The sequence below is a fragment of the Butyrivibrio sp. XB500-5 genome (assembly GCF_003625505.1).
Taxonomy (GTDB): Bacteria; Bacillota; Clostridia; order Lachnospirales; family Lachnospiraceae; genus Butyrivibrio.
The window spans coordinates 236,684-252,768 of record NZ_RAIS01000005.1 but is presented as its reverse complement, the minus strand read 5'-3'; the positions used below and the strand labels follow the sequence as shown (position 1 = coordinate 252,768).

Annotated in this window: 13 protein-coding genes; all 13 read left to right on the top strand. The window is 42.6% G+C overall.

All coding sequences use genetic code 11. The annotated features are described in order from the left end of the window. The first annotated feature begins 27 nt into the window (after positions 1 to 27). Positions 28 to 1,161 carry an EpsG family protein gene (locus D6856_RS10690; RefSeq protein ID WP_120686871.1) on the top strand — a complete coding sequence of 378 codons (1,134 nt, stop codon included), beginning with the start codon at positions 28 to 30 and terminating at the stop codon, positions 1,159 to 1,161. 15 nt (positions 1,162 to 1,176) lie between these two features. Then, complete coding sequence (locus D6856_RS10685; protein ID WP_120686870.1) at positions 1,177 to 2,109, top strand: glycosyltransferase; 933 nt, start codon at positions 1,177 to 1,179, stop codon at positions 2,107 to 2,109. Beyond that, a complete protein-coding gene (locus tag D6856_RS10680; RefSeq protein ID WP_120686869.1) occupies positions 2,106 to 3,392 on the top strand; it encodes a glycosyltransferase family 4 protein in 1,287 nt (428 codons plus the stop codon). The genes D6856_RS10685 and D6856_RS10680 overlap by 4 nt, the downstream gene beginning before the upstream one ends. 5 nt (positions 3,393 to 3,397) lie before the next feature. Continuing rightward, positions 3,398 to 4,588, top strand: coding sequence for a glycosyltransferase family 4 protein (locus D6856_RS10675; RefSeq protein ID WP_120686868.1), 1,191 nt, complete (start codon positions 3,398 to 3,400; stop codon positions 4,586 to 4,588). Between the two features lie 7 nt (positions 4,589 to 4,595). Further along, positions 4,596 to 5,867: a hypothetical protein gene (locus D6856_RS10670; RefSeq protein WP_120686867.1), complete on the top strand. Its 1,272-nt coding sequence runs from the start codon at positions 4,596 to 4,598 to the stop codon at positions 5,865 to 5,867. After that, entirely contained in the window at positions 5,860 to 6,867 is a 1,008-nt protein-coding gene (locus D6856_RS10665) for a glycosyltransferase family 2 protein (protein ID WP_120686866.1), read from the top strand. The genes D6856_RS10670 and D6856_RS10665 overlap by 8 nt, the downstream gene beginning before the upstream one ends. Before the next feature lie 3 nt (positions 6,868 to 6,870). Next, complete coding sequence (locus D6856_RS10660; protein ID WP_120686865.1) at positions 6,871 to 8,436, top strand: hypothetical protein; 1,566 nt, start codon at positions 6,871 to 6,873, stop codon at positions 8,434 to 8,436. A 123-nt stretch (positions 8,437 to 8,559) separates the two neighbouring features. Further along, entirely contained in the window at positions 8,560 to 9,768 is a 1,209-nt protein-coding gene (locus D6856_RS10655) for an ATP-grasp domain-containing protein (RefSeq protein WP_120686864.1), read from the top strand. Further along, positions 9,765 to 11,732 carry a pseudaminic acid cytidylyltransferase gene (gene pseF / locus D6856_RS15470; RefSeq protein ID WP_120686863.1) on the top strand — a complete coding sequence of 656 codons (1,968 nt, stop codon included), beginning with the start codon at positions 9,765 to 9,767 and terminating at the stop codon, positions 11,730 to 11,732. Before D6856_RS10655 ends, pseF begins: the two co-directional genes overlap by 4 nt. Positions 11,733 to 11,773: 41 nt before the next feature. Then, the gene (gene pseI / locus D6856_RS10645; RefSeq protein ID WP_120686862.1) at positions 11,774 to 12,841 is read left to right on the top strand and encodes a pseudaminic acid synthase; all 1,068 of its coding nucleotides are present in this window, start codon (positions 11,774 to 11,776) and stop codon (positions 12,839 to 12,841) included. Positions 12,842 to 12,858: 17 nt separating this feature from the next. Further along, on the top strand, positions 12,859 to 13,941 hold the full coding sequence (gene pseG, locus D6856_RS10640) for a UDP-2,4-diacetamido-2,4,6-trideoxy-beta-L-altropyranose hydrolase (RefSeq protein WP_120686861.1): 1,083 nt from the start codon (positions 12,859 to 12,861) through the stop codon (positions 13,939 to 13,941). A 3-nt stretch (positions 13,942 to 13,944) separates the two neighbouring features. Continuing rightward, on the top strand, positions 13,945 to 15,018 hold the full coding sequence (locus D6856_RS10635; protein WP_120686860.1) for a glycosyltransferase: 1,074 nt from the start codon (positions 13,945 to 13,947) through the stop codon (positions 15,016 to 15,018). After that, positions 15,008 to 16,084, top strand: a complete 1,077-nt coding sequence (locus D6856_RS10630) for a glycosyltransferase family 52 (RefSeq protein WP_120686934.1) — start codon at positions 15,008 to 15,010, stop codon at positions 16,082 to 16,084. The genes D6856_RS10635 and D6856_RS10630 overlap by 11 nt, the downstream gene beginning before the upstream one ends. Position 16,085: the final 1 nt, after the last annotated feature.

The window sequence follows — 16,085 nt, the reverse complement described above, 5'->3', positions numbered from 1 at the left end:
GAGCTTAAGTTATTTGAGAGGATACAGATGGCTGTTTACCTGATTTTGACGGCGGTGGTCATTATGACCGCCATGCTGATCAAGAAGACGGAACTTAATACAGAGTATGCACGTAATATCTGCATTCATCGTGGCATGAAAAGACAGGACATGGTCAATCTTATTGCGATGCTTACCATATTCCTGGGCCTTTTTTTGGTGTCTGCGCTCAGGGTTAATGTAGGAAACGATTATGCATCATATGTTGAGAAGATGCATCTTGTTTATTCCAATGCATACGTGATAACGGAGCCCGGTTTCAACATGGTAACATATGTTATTTATTCAATCTGCGGGTCGGAACAATTTATTTTGGTCTTCGCTTTCTTTTCGTTTTTTACGGTTCTCTTTTTTATGAAAGCAATCTGGGATCAGAGTGAATGGTTCATTTTGAGTTTTGGAATGTTCATGTTGCTCGGATATTATTTCCAGTCTATAAGTACCGTGCGTTATTATTTGGCTTTAGGAATGGCGCTGTATTCGATCAAGTTTGTGATAAAAAAAGATTGGCCGAGATTTGCGGTTGTGGCACTTATCGGTTGTCTTTTTCATTTTTCCATATTGCTGATTCTTTTCTTTTATCCGCTGGCAAGACTTAAGTGGAAGAGATGGATGTACGGAGTGGGCGCGGTTATGTGCTTGTCGTGTCTGTTCCTTAATGATCTTTATCTTAAGGCTGCTTTGTGGATTTATTACACATACAAAAATACGGAGCTTAATACCGGAACGAGTATTACTGCCATAGCAAGATGCGTTGCCGTGCTTGCTTTTGCGTTTTTTGTACTTCGGGATAAGCTTAAGGAAAACAGGACTTATCTGTTTTATTTTCACTGTAATCTGATCGCGTTGGCGCTTTATATATTCGGTAAATTCCTTCCGGAAATCTCGAGGCTCGGATATTACCTTACGGTGACTCAGATTCTTTTTATCCCTGCAGTTATAAAGAATATCAAGGATGATAAAAAGAGAAAGCTGGTCACGGTGTTGGTCTGCGCTGCGTGCTTGGTATATTTTGTTATGTATATGAGATATGACGCACCGAGGGACGGAGTCAGGATACTTCCGTATCAGACGATTCTTTTCCACGATATGCCGCCTATTCTTTCGGATAAAGGTTATTAAGGAGTTTTTGTTTTTATGAAGAAGCCTTTTTTTACAATAATAATAGTTTCATATAATCCCGGAAATAAGCTGATCGAGACAGTTGAGAGCGTTAAGAAGCAGACTTATTGCAATTACAGGATCTTGATAAAAGACGGAATGTCTACGGACGGTTCGCTTGATAAGCTCAGGGAAAAACTGGGGATGACCGGAAATGTCGATGAAAATGGCGAAGTTACTATAATTGAGAGCTGTGATAACGGAATTTATCATGCGATGAATATCGCGGCTTCGCATTTAAATGATAAGGTTAAGAACGCCAGAGCAGAGGACGCGGAGTTTGAAGATGCGGAGAAAGTTAAGATTCTTCGTGCCGGAGAGCTTCCTTCATATATTTTCTTTTTGAATTGCGGAGATACTTTCAGAGATGAGAATGTGCTCAGAAAGGTCCATGATCATATTATTTCCAAGATTGAAAAGAGCGGAACGACGGTTCCTTCGATCTTTTACGGAGATACATTTGATTGCATGACAGGATACAGAGTGGCGTCCAATCCCAAGATTGATGATTTTGCGTGCTACAGAAACGTTCCGTCCCATCAGGCATGCTTTTATGATGAGAGACTCATATACAGAAATCCGTTTGAGCTAAAATATAAGGTCAGAGCGGATTACGAGCATTTTTTAAGATGCTTTTATAAAGAGAAGGCACAGGCAGTCTACATGCCGGTGATCGTTGCCAATTATGAGGGCGGCGGATTCTCCGATGTAAACAAGAAACTGTCTGAGGAAGAGCGCCGTGATATTATCAAAATGTATCTTCCTGTGTCACAAATTCGAAAATATGATATAATCAGGATATTTACTTTTGCAGCGCTACGAACTGCGCTGTCATCAAATAAGCTTACATCAGGAGTTTACAACACGCTTAAGAGCTTTATTTACAAGCTAAAGGAGAAGAGAAATTGAGAGTTTTATGGTTATGTAACATTATGCTTCCGGCGTATGCGGAAGCGCATGGAGTTGAATACTCCGTAAGAGAAGGCTGGCTTACGGGTTGTCTTGATAGGATCATTGGGGAAAATGATTCCGAAAAGAAAAATTTGACACTTGGAATTTGTTTTCCTAAAGAAGATGCCGGCAATTACAAAGAGGTTATCGACGGTATAACCTACTATGATTTTACTGAGGATCTTGACCATCCGGAGACCTACGATCGCAGTATCGAGGAGAGATTCCGCACAGTATTGGATGATTTTAATCCCGATATTGTGCATATTTTCGGAACCGAGTTCCCTCATACACTTGCTATGCTCAGAGCCTTTAATAATCCGGATAAGACACTTCTGGGTATTCAGGGGCTTTGCGGTGCTATCGCGTTTGATTACATGGCAGGACTTCCGGCCAATGTTCAGGAATCTGCTACTTTCAGAGATCGTATTAAGGATGATTCCCTGGTTCAGCAGAGAAATAAGTTTTTGATACGTGCGGAGCATGAGAAAGAGGCAATTCTTTCAGTTGGAAACATTACGGGAAGAACCGATTTTGACAAGGCGGAGACTGCTAAGATCAATCCCGAAGCGAAGTATTTTTCGATGAATGAGACGATGAGACCTCTCTTTTACACCGGAAAGTGGGAAGAGAAGAAGGCAGATCCTCACACTATCTTTTTGGCACAGGGTGATTACCCGCTTAAGGGCTTCCATTTTGTGCTGCAGGCTATGCCTAAGATCTTGGAGAAATACCCGGATGCGCATCTCTACGTTGCGGGTAACAATATAATCGGTAAAAGTAACAACAAATACCCGTTTTTCTTAAGAGCGAGTGCGTACGGTAAATACTTGAGGAAGTTGATATCTTCAAACAAGCTTAAAAAGAAAGTATCGATGCTCGGTACGCTCAATCAGGAGCAGATGAAAGACAGATTCTTGCACAGCAGCGTATTTGTGTGCGCTTCCGTGATCGAGAATTCGCCCAATTCAGTCGGAGAGGCTATGCTCCTCGGAGTTCCGATCGTAGCATCGAGAACAGGCGGCATCCCGAATCTTCTTACGGATAAGAAGGATGGTCTTTTGTTTGAGAATAAGAATCCCGAAGAGCTTGCGGACAAGATCCTTGAGATCTGGGATGAACCCGTGATCTCAGCGGTTTACGGTGACAATGCATCCAAGCACGCGCGCGTAACTCATGACGCGGATGCCAATTATAAGAGACTTATTGAGATTTATGATGAGATTAATGGTAAGGAGTAAACAAAGTGGTCGTTACTTTTGTCTCTAATTACATAAATCACCATCAGATTCCTTTTTGTAAGGAAATGGCGGAGTATGGTCCTGACGTGGAGTTTCACTTCATCCAGACCATGCCGATGGAGCAGAAGAGGATAGACATGGGATGGGCAGTTGATCCCGGTTCATACTCTTTTGTTTCTGTGTACTATGAGGACAAAAAGACCTGCGAAGATCTTATCTTAAATAGCGACGTTACGATATTCGGTTGGTCAGAGGGGCTTGTAAAAGAGCTTGAGGAGAAAAGATTGTCTTCCGGCAAGCTGTCTTTTCGTGTGAGTGAGAGAATTTACAGAGAAGGACAGTGGAAGATGATAAGTCCCAAGGGGCTTATAAACAAATATAAAGAACACATCAGATACAGAAAAAAGCCTGTTTATCTCCTATGCGCGGGTGCTTATGTTGCCTCGGATTTTAAACTTATAGGCAGTTATCCCGGCAAGATGCTTAAATGGGGCTATTTCCCTGTCGGAGCATCCGAAGTAAAGACGGAGCGAAAGGTCGGTTATCCCATCAAGATCTGCTGGGCGGGAAGACTTATTGATCTTAAGCATCCGGAATTTGCAGTTAATCTTGCCGAGAAGTTAAAAGGACTCGGTTATGATTTTAGGATGGATATCATAGGTGATGGAGAGCTCAAAAAAGATCTTGAGCGCAGCATAACTGAGAAGGGAATTGAAGATAAAGTCACTTTGACAGGTGGGAAAAAGCCTGAAGAGGTGCTGGATTATATGAAAGCGGCTGATATTTTTATTTTCACCAGCAATTATCTTGAAGGCTGGGGAGCCGTTGTCAACGAGGCGATGTCTTGCGGATGTGCGGTTGTTGCTTCCAATGAAGCCGGTGCGGTTCCTTTTCTTATTGAGGACGGAGTAAACGGATATACATATTCAAACGGCGATTACTTTGATTTTTCAAATAAAGTATTGCTCTTATTTGAAGATAGAGATAAAATCTTGGAGTTTGGTGAAAAAGCCGCTGAGACAATTGGCAAGCTTTGGAATCCAAAACATGCGGCCGCTGAGCTTATTCGCTTTTGCAGAGGATATAAAGACGGAAAAGAGCCGGCTTTTTCCGCAAAAGGGCCTATGAGCGCCGCAAGGATTATTAAACCTGCCGGTTTCTTAAGAACCATGCAGGAAAAGAACCGATTGGAATGAGGAATTTATGAGAAGTATCGATGAATTTTTTGACACCGAATTTGAAATTTTCGGTCTGAAGCTGACATTATTTGATCTATTCTTTTTTACGGTAATGACATGTCTTGGACTGATCATCAGACTGTCGCTTTATGATATCGTTTCGGGCGATTACAAGCTTGCTTTTGCAGATTGGATGAGAGAGTGCCACGAGGCGGGCGGATTTGCTTATCTTGGGATTAAACCCGGTGTTTCCGATGCCAGTACGTTTGACTACAACTGCATGTTTCAGTATATTATCGTGATCCTTCACTATATAGGCGGCGGGATCGAAGACAGGTATCTTGTTAAGACAGTTTCCGTGATATTTGATTTTATTTGCGCTGTAACTATAGCAAGAATTGCTTGCGAAGTTACCGGTAAAGATGTAAAGAAGACGATGATCGCGTACTCTGCGGCTATGTTCCTTCCTTCAATGGTGCTTAACAGCGGAGCTTGGGCGCAGAACGATTCTATATATACCACGTTTGTTTTCTTATCTCTTCTTAGCATTATCAAGGGAAAAGACAACAAAGCGTTTATTTATCTGGCTTTTGCCTACAGCTTTAAGCAGCAGGCTATTTTCTTCGTGCCTTTTGTGATACTTATGTGGCTTAAGAATAAAGTTAAGATCAGATATGTCTTCTGGATACCCGTTATCCACGTTCTTGCCATGGTTCCGGCTGCGATTGCGGGAAGAAGCTGGGGAGACCTTCTTGGTATTTACGGTAAGCAGGTTAAGATGTTCTCAAGGCTCACCATGAATTATCCCAGCATCTATGCGATAATTACAAAAGATCTCAGTTCCGGAATCAGAAAGATACTTATACCTGTGGGATCTGTAGCGACAGTGATGATCTTTGGTATTCTTGCATATTATATTTATAAAAAGAAATTTGAGATAACCGGAAAATATATGATAACTCTTGTTATCTTTACATCACTGCTTTGCTGCTTCTGTCTGCCTGCAATGCATGAAAGATACGCGTATATTCCCGAAGTACTTGCAGTAGTTTATGCTGTATTTTCGTATAAGAGAATGTCAATCTGCACTATGCTTCAGGTTATAGCGATGATCACATATTCGAGATATCTTTTCGGCTCGACTGTGTCTGATGTATGGCCGCTTTCGATAGCTATGCTTATAACCATCTTGGCGGTTGGATATGATCTTTTACTTCAGATGAAAGAGAATGAGATAAAGCCGGAGCCTGTTGTGGTAGAACAGACCGAGGCTGAGACGGAGGCTGTAAGTGGCTGAGAATACCGGAAAACTAACGGTCATCATACCTGCATATAATATCGAGGATCTTCTCGGAAGATGTATTGAGTCTGTGGCTTCTCAGGATTACCCTGCGGAGCTTTTACAGATTATAGTTGTTGATGACGGTTCGAGCGACTCTACAGGCAAGATAGCCGATGAGTATGCGGACAAATATGAGAATGTCACGGCTCTTCACAAGGAAAACGGCGGCTCAAGCAGCGCCAGAAACCTTGGAATAAGTCATGCGACCGGTGAATATCTTGGCTTTGTCGACAGTGATGATTTTGTCGATAGTAGGATGTTTGGTACGCTCATGGATGCTGCTAAGCGCTATGATGCCGATATGGTTCAGGTTTCAAGGGATGAGATCGCTGAAGACGGCACGATGCTTCCTGATGTGATCACGCCTCCCGAAGGTGAAACGGTTGTTACACCCAAGGAACATATGCGTACGCTTCTTATGCACACGGGCGATGCTTCTTTTTGTACCAAGATCACAAAAAGATCGGTCCTTGCGGATGATCTTCGCTTTCCCGAAGGTGAGCTTAATGAGGACTTTTATCTTATGATCAAGGCCCTTTCAAGGATAAATAAGCTTGTAATCCTTCCCGAGAAATATTATCACGTATACTACAGAACGGGCAGTAATTCCAGGAAGAAAGCCGAAGATAAGGATTATTTCCCGAGTGTTTTCACAGACATCGTAAGAAATGCAGATGTTGCGCTTGATATAGTAAAAGACAAATATCCTGAACTTGTCCCTGTGGCTGAGAGATTCGGGTATTATCAGAGACTTGATTATCTTCTGCACATTCCTACAAGTAAGATGACAGGGGATAATGTTTTTTACAGAGGCGTTGTTAAAAATATCAGAAAGAATCTCGGTAAGATCCTTGGAAGCAAGTATCTGTCCAAAAGGGATAAGATATATCTTTTGATCCTTGCTCCCGCACCGAGGCTTGTCAGAAAACTCCACGCTTACGTTAGGGGACTGTAAAGCATGAAAAAATATGCGATTTACATAATCTTACTCATATCGATCCTGGTCAGTGTATTTTACGGATTCCGAAAGATGGGCTTTCATGAGGATGAGTATTATACATATTTTTCTTCGAACAGGAGTCTGGGACTCTATCAGCCTGACAGGGAATGGCAGGATAGGCAGACTGTTCTCGATGAGTTCTCCGTAAAAAAGGGTGAGGGCTTTAACTATGGACTGGTTAAGCTCGTTCAGTCATGGGATGTTCATCCTCCCGTTTATTATTATATTTTCCACACATTATGTTCATTTACGCCCGGAAGCTTTACGAAGTGGAGCGGGATCATAACCAATTTAATAGCGTTTGTTATCGCATTTATTGCGATGATTGCGCTTATGAAGGCACTCGAAGTTCCTTTTGAAGTACAGGCTTTGACGCTCTTGTTTTGGGGTATCAATACTCAGACCGTTTCATGCAATCTGCTGATCCGTATGTATGCATGGCTTGGAGCGGCGATAATTCTTTGTGCCTATGCTCACATTAAGCTTATGAAAGATTATGATGAGTATTCGTCTGATCTTAAGAAGTTGTGGGTGCGCAGGATACTTCCTATTATGGCGATATCCTACATCGGATTTTTGATCCAGTATTTTTATATATTCTTCTTTGTGAGTATCGGAGCGGCGCTGACGTTTTGGATCCTCTTTAAGAAAAAAGATGTAAAGAAGGCGGCTGTTTATGTTATTAGCTGCGCAGTATCACTTATGCTGGCGGTTATTACATATCCTGCAAGCGTTCATCATCTTTTCGGCGGCTACAGAGGAACGGGAGCGGCCGGAAGCTTTTTTGACATTAAAAACACGGGAATGAGAGTGTCTTTCTTTATAGGACTTGTGAACAATTTTGTTTTCTCGGGAGGACTGATCATTGTCGCTATAATGCTTATCCTTGGGATAATGACTTTGCTTGTTTCCAATAAGAAACACAAAAAAGTCAGTGCGGAGATTATTGTTCTGACTGCGGGAACGGTCGGATATTTTCTTTTGACATCCAAGTGTGCGCTTCTTGTGGGAAGTGCATCGGGAAGATATGAGATGCCTATTTACGGGCTAATTATATTGCTATTGTTCTTCGACCTTTATTACGTCATCGATTCGATCGGAAATAAAGCATATTTGATCGCTATGGCGGCAGCTCTTTTGTTCTTTCTTGCAAAGGGACATTTCATTGATAAAAATGTGCTCTTTCTTTATCCTGAGGATGTAGAGAAAATGGCTTATGCAAGCGAAGAAAACGCTGATAAGAATTCAGTAGCAGTTGTTATGTTTAATCCTGCGACTGCGCATAACGTATGGAGGCTGACGGATGAGCTTCTATGCTACGACAAGGTCTTTTACATGGATGAAGAGAATACAGATAAGATTGTTGATAAAGATGTGATAAATGCGGATAAGATAGTTTTGTACGCCGCTGATGATGATCTGCAAAAAGAGGCTTTCGATAATCTGACAGCTTCTTGCAAGGTATCAGGGGATTTCAAGCAGCTGTTTACCGAAGATATGTGGACAACTTACGAGGTTAGATAGCCCGGTTTATGCGCCACCGAGGTAACGAACGGTGCTTCGGATTTTGACCTTGTACGCGCGATATATTATAATCAATTAGTTAGAGAATGCGAGAATTTCGGTGTTCTTCGGAGGTTTTTATAGATGAGAGCAGCGGTTATCGGAGCAAGCTCCGAATCGATATATACGATCAGTAAAGCCAAGGAACTTGGCCTTTTTGTCATTGCACTTGACGGCAATCCCAAGGCGCCGGGGCTTAAAGAGGCAGATGCTTCTTTTGTGGTTGATATAAGAGATCCCGAGAAGGTTTTCGAGATCTTGGACAAAGAAGAAAATAAGCCTGACGTTGTGCTTCCGGTTCCGATAGGAAGATATCTTACGACAACGGGTGCTGTAAATGACAGATACGGACTTGTCGGAGTAACTGAAGAAGCGGCCGGTATTTGTACCGATAAATATGAGTTTCACAGAATTTTGAATGAAAACGGACTTAGAGATGCTGAGCTGTATCTTTTGCCCGCGGGATCAGATGTTCCCGATGCTTCAGAACTTAACGATATGTATCCTGTTGTTGTTAAACCCAGATTCGGCTCGGGAAGCAGAGGAGTTGAGATCTTTAATTCTCGCGCCGAGCTTGAGGAGAAATTTCTCAAAGGTCAGCCCTATGACGAGGATTACTGTATAGAAAGCTGTATTCCCGGACCTGAATACGGTGTTGACGGAGTGTTTGTTGACGGTAAGTTTAAGCTCATCCTTCTTAGGGGCAAAAAGAACACACCGCCTCCGTACAGAGAGTGTGTAGGCTATTATTCCGTCCTCAGAACAGAGGAAAACAAAGAGTTTTATGACAGAGTTGTCGATCTTATGCAGAAGATCGGTGATTGCTTAGGCTTTAAGGATAATCTTATCCATGCGGATATAATAAAAGACAACAATAACAGACCGTTTATCATCGAAACATCTGCAAGACCTTCGGGACATAATCTTCACAATCTTTTTACCCCGATGGCAAGCGGTGTTGATGAGGTGGTCGAGTTTATAAAATATGCGCTTCCGGGTCTGAATAAGACCTACTCGTTTGATGCTAAGACCAAAGGAAACATGGTCATAAGATATTTTGATTTTGAAGATGTCAGAGTGAACAAGGTTCCTGATGAAAAAGAACTTATGAAGAAATATCCGCTTAAGGCATGGCAGTGCAATCTGCAGCCCGGAATGTTCCTTGGGAAAGTCACAAACGGCGCATCCATTATGGGGCGAGGCTTCTATGTGCTTGAGGCGGTGACTCATTTTGAGCTGGACGGATATTGCGACGCCATAAAGAGCGAATTTGAGCTGGAGGAGACAAAATGACTTCCATAGCCATAATTACAGCCAGGGGCGGAAGTAAGAGAATCCCCGGAAAAAACATAAAAGAATTCTGCGGGCAGCCTATAATTGCTTATTCGATCAAGGCGGCTCTTGAAAGTGGCGCCTTTGACGAGGTCATGGTCTCAACGGATGATGAGATGATCGCCGAGGTTGCCAAAAGATACGGTGCAAAAGTGCCATTCTTTAGATCCGACGCGACGGCGGGCGACTATGCGACAACCGATGAAGTTATCGCCGAGGTGCTCGAAAAATACAGAGAACTTGGGCAGGATTTTGACAGATTTTGCTGCATATATCCTACGGCTCCATTCATAACAGCTGTTAGGCTAAAAGAGGCGATGAAATGCCTTGATGAGCATGAATCGGTAACTCCCGTGTGCCAATTTTCATATCCTCCTCAGAGGGGATTTGTTGTTGTGGACGGACGACTTGTAAGAAAATATCCCGAATTTGAAAATACAAGGTCACAGGATCTTGAAAAGTTATATCATGACAGTGGTCAGTTCTATGCGTGCAGAACCGATGCTTTCTTCAGAGGCAGAACTACGGATGTTGAAGATATGGTTCCCGTTATCCTTTCGGATGACGAGGTTCAGGACATCGATACATTCGATGATTGGAAGATCGCGGAGCAGAAGTATGTTAGGCTGCATCCCGATGCTTGTGGGGAAATTGTTCGTGAAGGCGATGTTCGTAGACTCACGGCATATGCGCAGGCTTTAAATCGCGGCGAGAAATTCGACGACAGCAAGCTTGCTACCCCTTATTACAGGATTGACGAGAAGCTTCTTGATGCGGATATAGATATGCTCAAAACCGCTCTGGATAAGGATTGGAATAATTACATTTGTTCTTATTCGGTAAAGACGAATTCTCTTCCGTGGCTTCTTAAGCATTTTAAAGACAATGGATTTTTTGCCGAAGTTGTATCCGCCGAGGAATATGATCTTGCAAAAAGAATCGGATATAAACCAAATGAAGTTATATTTAACGGACCTATCAAGGAGAGAGCTCCGTTTGAGGAAGTTCTTTTAGCCGGAGGAATCGTTAATCTTGATTCCAATTATGAACCCGACTGGGTTCTTGAGATTGCCAAAAACCATCCGGGCCCAAAATTAAATGTAGGTTTAAGAGTTAATTATGATATTTCCGCATTTCTTCCCGATGAAGTACTTGCTGACGAAGAAGGAAGCAGATTTGGATATTGCTATGAGAATGGCGCGCTTGAGGCAGTGATCAACAAGCTCAAAACCGCGGATAACGTTAAGATAGCAGGTCTTCATCTTCATTCTTCGACCAAGTCACGCTCTGTAGACGCGTATAAGGTTCTTGCCAAGGTCGCAGGAATTGTTGCTGAAGAATACAAACTGGATCTTGAATATGTTGATATGGGCGGCGGATACTACGGCGGAGTTAAGGATAAGCCTGACTTTAGAAGCTATGTGCCTGCAATTGCAGAGTCACTTTCGGAATTTTTTGATGTATCAAAGACTAAGCTTATCATGGAGCCCGGAGTATCCATGGTTTCATCGTGCTTTGATTTTGTAACAAGTGTTATTGATGCGAAGCAGGTCAGAGAGCACAGATACGTTATCATCGACGGAAGCAGAGTTAATCTTAATCCTCAGGTTACAAGAAGATGGTACCCGCACAGATTTGAGATTGCGGGTGGAGAATCCGGAAGAGAGAAGCTTCCCGCACAGATGATATGCGGTTCGACCTGTATGGAATACGACAGACTCTTTATGGCAGAGCAGGAGCCTGAGCTTAAGGCAGGGGACAGAGTGGTGTTTACCAATGCAGGCGGTTATACGGTCTGCCTCTCACCTCTTTTTATCCATTATTATCCTGCCGTTTACGTAAAGAAGGCTGACGGAACGCTTTATACCGCAAGACAGCCGTGGACCAATGATGAATACGTTATGAAAAACAATTATGAAATCTGATGTGCCGAGCGGCACTTGGAATTATGGAGGAAACAACATAGATGCCAAGATATGAACTTAATCAAAATATCAAATTGGCTGATCATATTATCGGAACCGATCATCCCGTGTACATTATCGCGGAGATGTCCGCCAACCATCTGCAGGATTATGACAGGGCGGTTGAGATAATCCACGCGGCAAAAGATGCGGGCGTTGATGCCATAAAGCTACAGACTTACACGGCTGATACAATAACAATTGATTCTGATAAGAGTTATTTTCAGATTACCGGAGGTACGATCTGGGACGGAACGACTCTTCACAAGCTGTATGAGGAAGCCTATACTCCTTGGGAGTGGCAGCCTAAGCTCTGTGAAGTTGCAAAGAATCTCGGACTCGACTGCTTCTCTTCACCGTTTGATGACACAGCTGTCAGCTTCATGGAAGAGATGAACATGCCGGCTTACAAGATCGCATCCTATGAGATTACGGATATTCCGCTTATCAGAAACTGTGCTTCCAAGAAAAAGCCTATGATCATCGCAACGGGAGTTGCAAGAGAGAGTGATATCAGGCTTGCGATAGAGGCTTGCCTTGAAGAAGGAAATAAGGATGTCATTCTCCTTAAGTGTACATCAGCTTATCCGACTCCTTATGAAGATGTTAATCTTAATATGATTCCGACTCTTGCGCAGGAATACGGCTGTATCATGGGACTTTCGGATCATACAATGGGCTCGGGCGTAGCTGTAGCTTCCGTAGCGCTCGGAGCAAGAATGATCGAGAAGCATCTTACGCTTAAGAGATCCGACGGAGGTCCTGACGGTGCATTTTCTATGGAGCCAAAGGAATTTGAGGAACTTGTAAAGAACGTTAGGATGGTCGAGAAAGCGCTCGGTTCTAAAGAATATAAGCTTACTCCCGTACAGGAAACAGAAAGGGAAGGAGCAAGATCTCTTTTTGTTGTGGAAGATATCAAGCAGGGCGAGGCACTGACACCTGCCAATATCAGGTCGATAAGACCCGGAAACGGCCTTCCACCCGTAGAATATGATAAAGTTATAGGTAAGGTTGCAACGCGCGATCTTTTCAGAGGTGATCCGCTCAAATACGAAGATTTTCAATAAATGAGGATGATTCGGATATGGGAAAAAAGATCTGGATAAAAGCAAACGGTAACGGAATCATTGCAACAGGACATATCAGAAGATGCATGACAATTGCACAGGAGCTTAAGTCTCTTGGCGCGGAGGTTGAGTTTGTCCTTTCCGATGAGGATAGTGCCAATCTTTTGCAAACGCTTTCGGATGAAGAAGATATACAGTATGATGCACGCATCCTTCACACGGTTTTTTCAGAGCCTATGCAGGATATTGAGATCCTGGAAGAGATGATTGCCGATGAAAAGCCGGATTTTTATCTTATGGACTCGTATTTCCTCAAAGAGGATTACTTTGATGTGATAAACGACATCATAAAAAAGAATAATCTTTCGACCAAGACCGGATTTATTGACGATCTTTATAAATTTGATTATCCGGTTGACCTTGTGGTCAATTACGACATCGAGATTCCCAAGGATTTCTACAGCGCTCCGCATAAGCTTCTTGGTGCGAAGTATGCGCCTCTTCGTAAGCAATTTGAGGGCATAGATTATGATGTTATTCCAATAGCCAAAAGAGCTTTTCTCTCCGCGGGAGGAACCGATCCGTATCATATAGTCGGCAGTCTTCTTAAGGAAGTATATGAAAACGACGGACCGTGCAGGAAGATACCTGATTTTATGCTCTTTACCTGTGACGTTATCGTCGGAGCTCTGTTTGAGGAAGACTATGTCAAAGAGTTAAAAGAGCTTGCGGCTAAATATCCTGCGATAACACTGCATGAATCAACTCCCGATATGGCGGGACTTATGAAAAGCTGCGACTTCGCGGTGACGGCAGGCGGAACAACACTTTATGAGCTGTGCGCAGTCGGAGTACCTACCGTGGTCTACAGTATGGCAGACAATCAGGTTGAATTTGTAAAAGCCTTTGATAAGTCCGGAGCGGTTAAGTACGCAGGTGATTTGAGAGAAGACGACAGGATTGTTCAGAGGATAGTTGCATGGGGAATCGCAGCGATCGACAATCAAGAATTCAGAAAGAAAATGAGTGACAAAGCAAGGAAACTTGTAGACGGAGGCGGTGCAAATAAGATTGCACGTGCTATTTTAGAGATAATATAAAGCATGAAAAAACTAAGTATCATAGTGCCTGTATATAACATGGCAGCTGACGGAAAACTTGATTATTGTTTAAAGAGTCTGGTAAATCAGCAGCTCTCTTTTGGTGAATACGAGATAATAGCCGTTGATGACTGCTCTACGGATGAATCTTATGAAATCCTGAAGGACTATATGGCAAGATATCCTGATAAATTCATAGCCCTTCATTCCGAAGTCAATCACCACCAGGGAGGCGCCAAGAATATCGGTCTTGCGAAAGCCCGGGGCGAGTGGCTTGGGTTTATAGATGCGGACGATTTTATTGTTCCCGACTATTACGAGAGACTTCTTAAGAAGGCAGAAGAGACCGGTGCAGACATGGTCGGATGTGATTACACTATGGTCACAGATCATAGCTTTAACGTCGGAAAGATAGTCCACAACAATAATTATTCGCAAACAGGTGTTATGGATAAAGAACGCTACAAGAACCTACTGATAGAAACCGGTTCTTTGGTCGTTAAGGTCTACAGACGAGAGCTCATTGTGGGTGATTATGTTCCGGAGACCAAGGACAAGCTTGAGATATTCCCTGAGGATATCTTTTACGAGGACAACGCCGTAAGTAATACCTGGATGCTCAGATCCAAGCATTTTGAATACATTGATGAGCCTTTGTATTTCTACTATCAGCACGATGCCTCTACGGTTCACAGTATCTCTATGAAGAATCTTGAGGACAGAATGACTGCCGGAAGAGAGATAGTCGCACAGGCCAAAGAAAACGGCTACTTTGAGGAGTATAAGCCCGAGATAGAGTTCCAATACACGGTACTCTTTTACATAAATACATTGTTTTCGGCGATGCCAAAGAAGTCCGGACTTAAAAATGTGTACGGATTTTGCAAGAAACTGGCCATGGAAATGCAAGAAACCTTTCCAAATTTCCAAGACAATGAATATTACAAAGAGAAAATCCACCCCGAGGAAAAGAAGCTAATCTCTTATCAAATGAAATCACACCTGTTTTTTTATTGCTATTACAGATTATTGTGGTTTTATAGAGGGCTGAGAAGTGGGAAACAAAATGCACGATAGAATTTATGTATGTCACACCTTTTATCATGTATATGTGGCGTGCCTTAAAGAATTTTATATAGCTGACGGTAAGAAGGCATCTCTTGTACTTTCCAAGATGTCCAACAACTTTGGGAAGATGGTCGAGAGAGCCAAAAACAGCGACATCTTCGATGAGGTATTTGAGTATGACGAGAAGGAAGATACTTATTTCCCTGAACTCAAAGAGCTCAAGACCGATTCCGGAAATATCGTTACCAATATGATTAAGCGAATTAAGTTCTGCAAGAGATTTGGCAAGCTCCAAGAGAAGTATATCCCCGTGGATTTTAAGAAATACAAGGATATATATGTGTTCTGCGATTCGGATCCTATAGGCTATTATCTGAATTATAAAAAGATAAGGTACCACGCCGTAGAGGATGGACTCGACTGCATAAGGTATTATGACACTGCAAGATACGATAACAGGGGTCATTTTAAAATCAAAGCATTTATGGCGGCTTTGGGACTTATCCATATACAAAACGGATACGGAAGATATTGCATTGATATGGAGGTCAACAATATATCCGTGCTTCCTTATCCGTGTGAAAAATACGTTGAACTTCCAAGAAAGAAGCTTACGGATAGACTTACCTCGGAAGAAAAAGAGAAGATGCTTAAGCTCTTTGTTGATGATATGCAGGGGCTGAAAGAAAAGTTGTTTAAAGAAAAAGACGGTAAGACACTTCTTGTTTTATCCGAGCCGCTCTGTGACCTTGAGACCAGAGAGCGCATATTTAGGGATATTATTGACGAATATGGTACTATAGATGGTAAGCGTGCTGTGGTACTCATCAAACAGCACCCGAGAGATTATCTTGATTACAACAAGACATTTCCCGATGCGATCGTTCTTGACGGTTCGTTCCCTATGGAGATGCTTAACTTTATCGACGGACTCTATTTTGACAGGCTCGTGTCTGTATATACCGTGGTTGATTCGATTCAGTTCGTAAAAGAAAAGCATTATCTCGGAGACGATTTCATGGACAAATATGAAGCTCCGGAGATTCACAGACAGAATGAAGCAATAACAGATTAAA

What these genes read in the sequence shown, in the direction of transcription:
- D6856_RS10690 (WP_120686871.1), top strand. Translation starts at nt 28, where the DNA reads ATGGCTGTTTACCTGATTTTGACGGCGGTGGTCATTATGACCGCCATG.
- D6856_RS10685 (WP_120686870.1), top strand. Translation starts at nt 1,177, where the DNA reads ATGAAGAAGCCTTTTTTTACAATAATAATAGTTTCATATAATCCCGGA.
- D6856_RS10670 (WP_120686867.1), top strand. Translation starts at nt 4,596, where the DNA reads ATGAGAAGTATCGATGAATTTTTTGACACCGAATTTGAAATTTTCGGT.
- D6856_RS10660 (WP_120686865.1), top strand. Translation starts at nt 6,871, where the DNA reads ATGAAAAAATATGCGATTTACATAATCTTACTCATATCGATCCTGGTC.
- D6856_RS10655 (WP_120686864.1), top strand. Translation starts at nt 8,560, where the DNA reads ATGAGAGCAGCGGTTATCGGAGCAAGCTCCGAATCGATATATACGATC.
- pseF (WP_120686863.1), top strand. Translation starts at nt 9,765, where the DNA reads ATGACTTCCATAGCCATAATTACAGCCAGGGGCGGAAGTAAGAGAATC.
- pseI (WP_120686862.1), top strand. Translation starts at nt 11,774, where the DNA reads ATGCCAAGATATGAACTTAATCAAAATATCAAATTGGCTGATCATATT.
- pseG (WP_120686861.1), top strand. Translation starts at nt 12,859, where the DNA reads ATGGGAAAAAAGATCTGGATAAAAGCAAACGGTAACGGAATCATTGCA.
- D6856_RS10635 (WP_120686860.1), top strand. Translation starts at nt 13,945, where the DNA reads ATGAAAAAACTAAGTATCATAGTGCCTGTATATAACATGGCAGCTGAC.
- D6856_RS10630 (WP_120686934.1), top strand. Translation starts at nt 15,008, where the DNA reads ATGCACGATAGAATTTATGTATGTCACACCTTTTATCATGTATATGTG.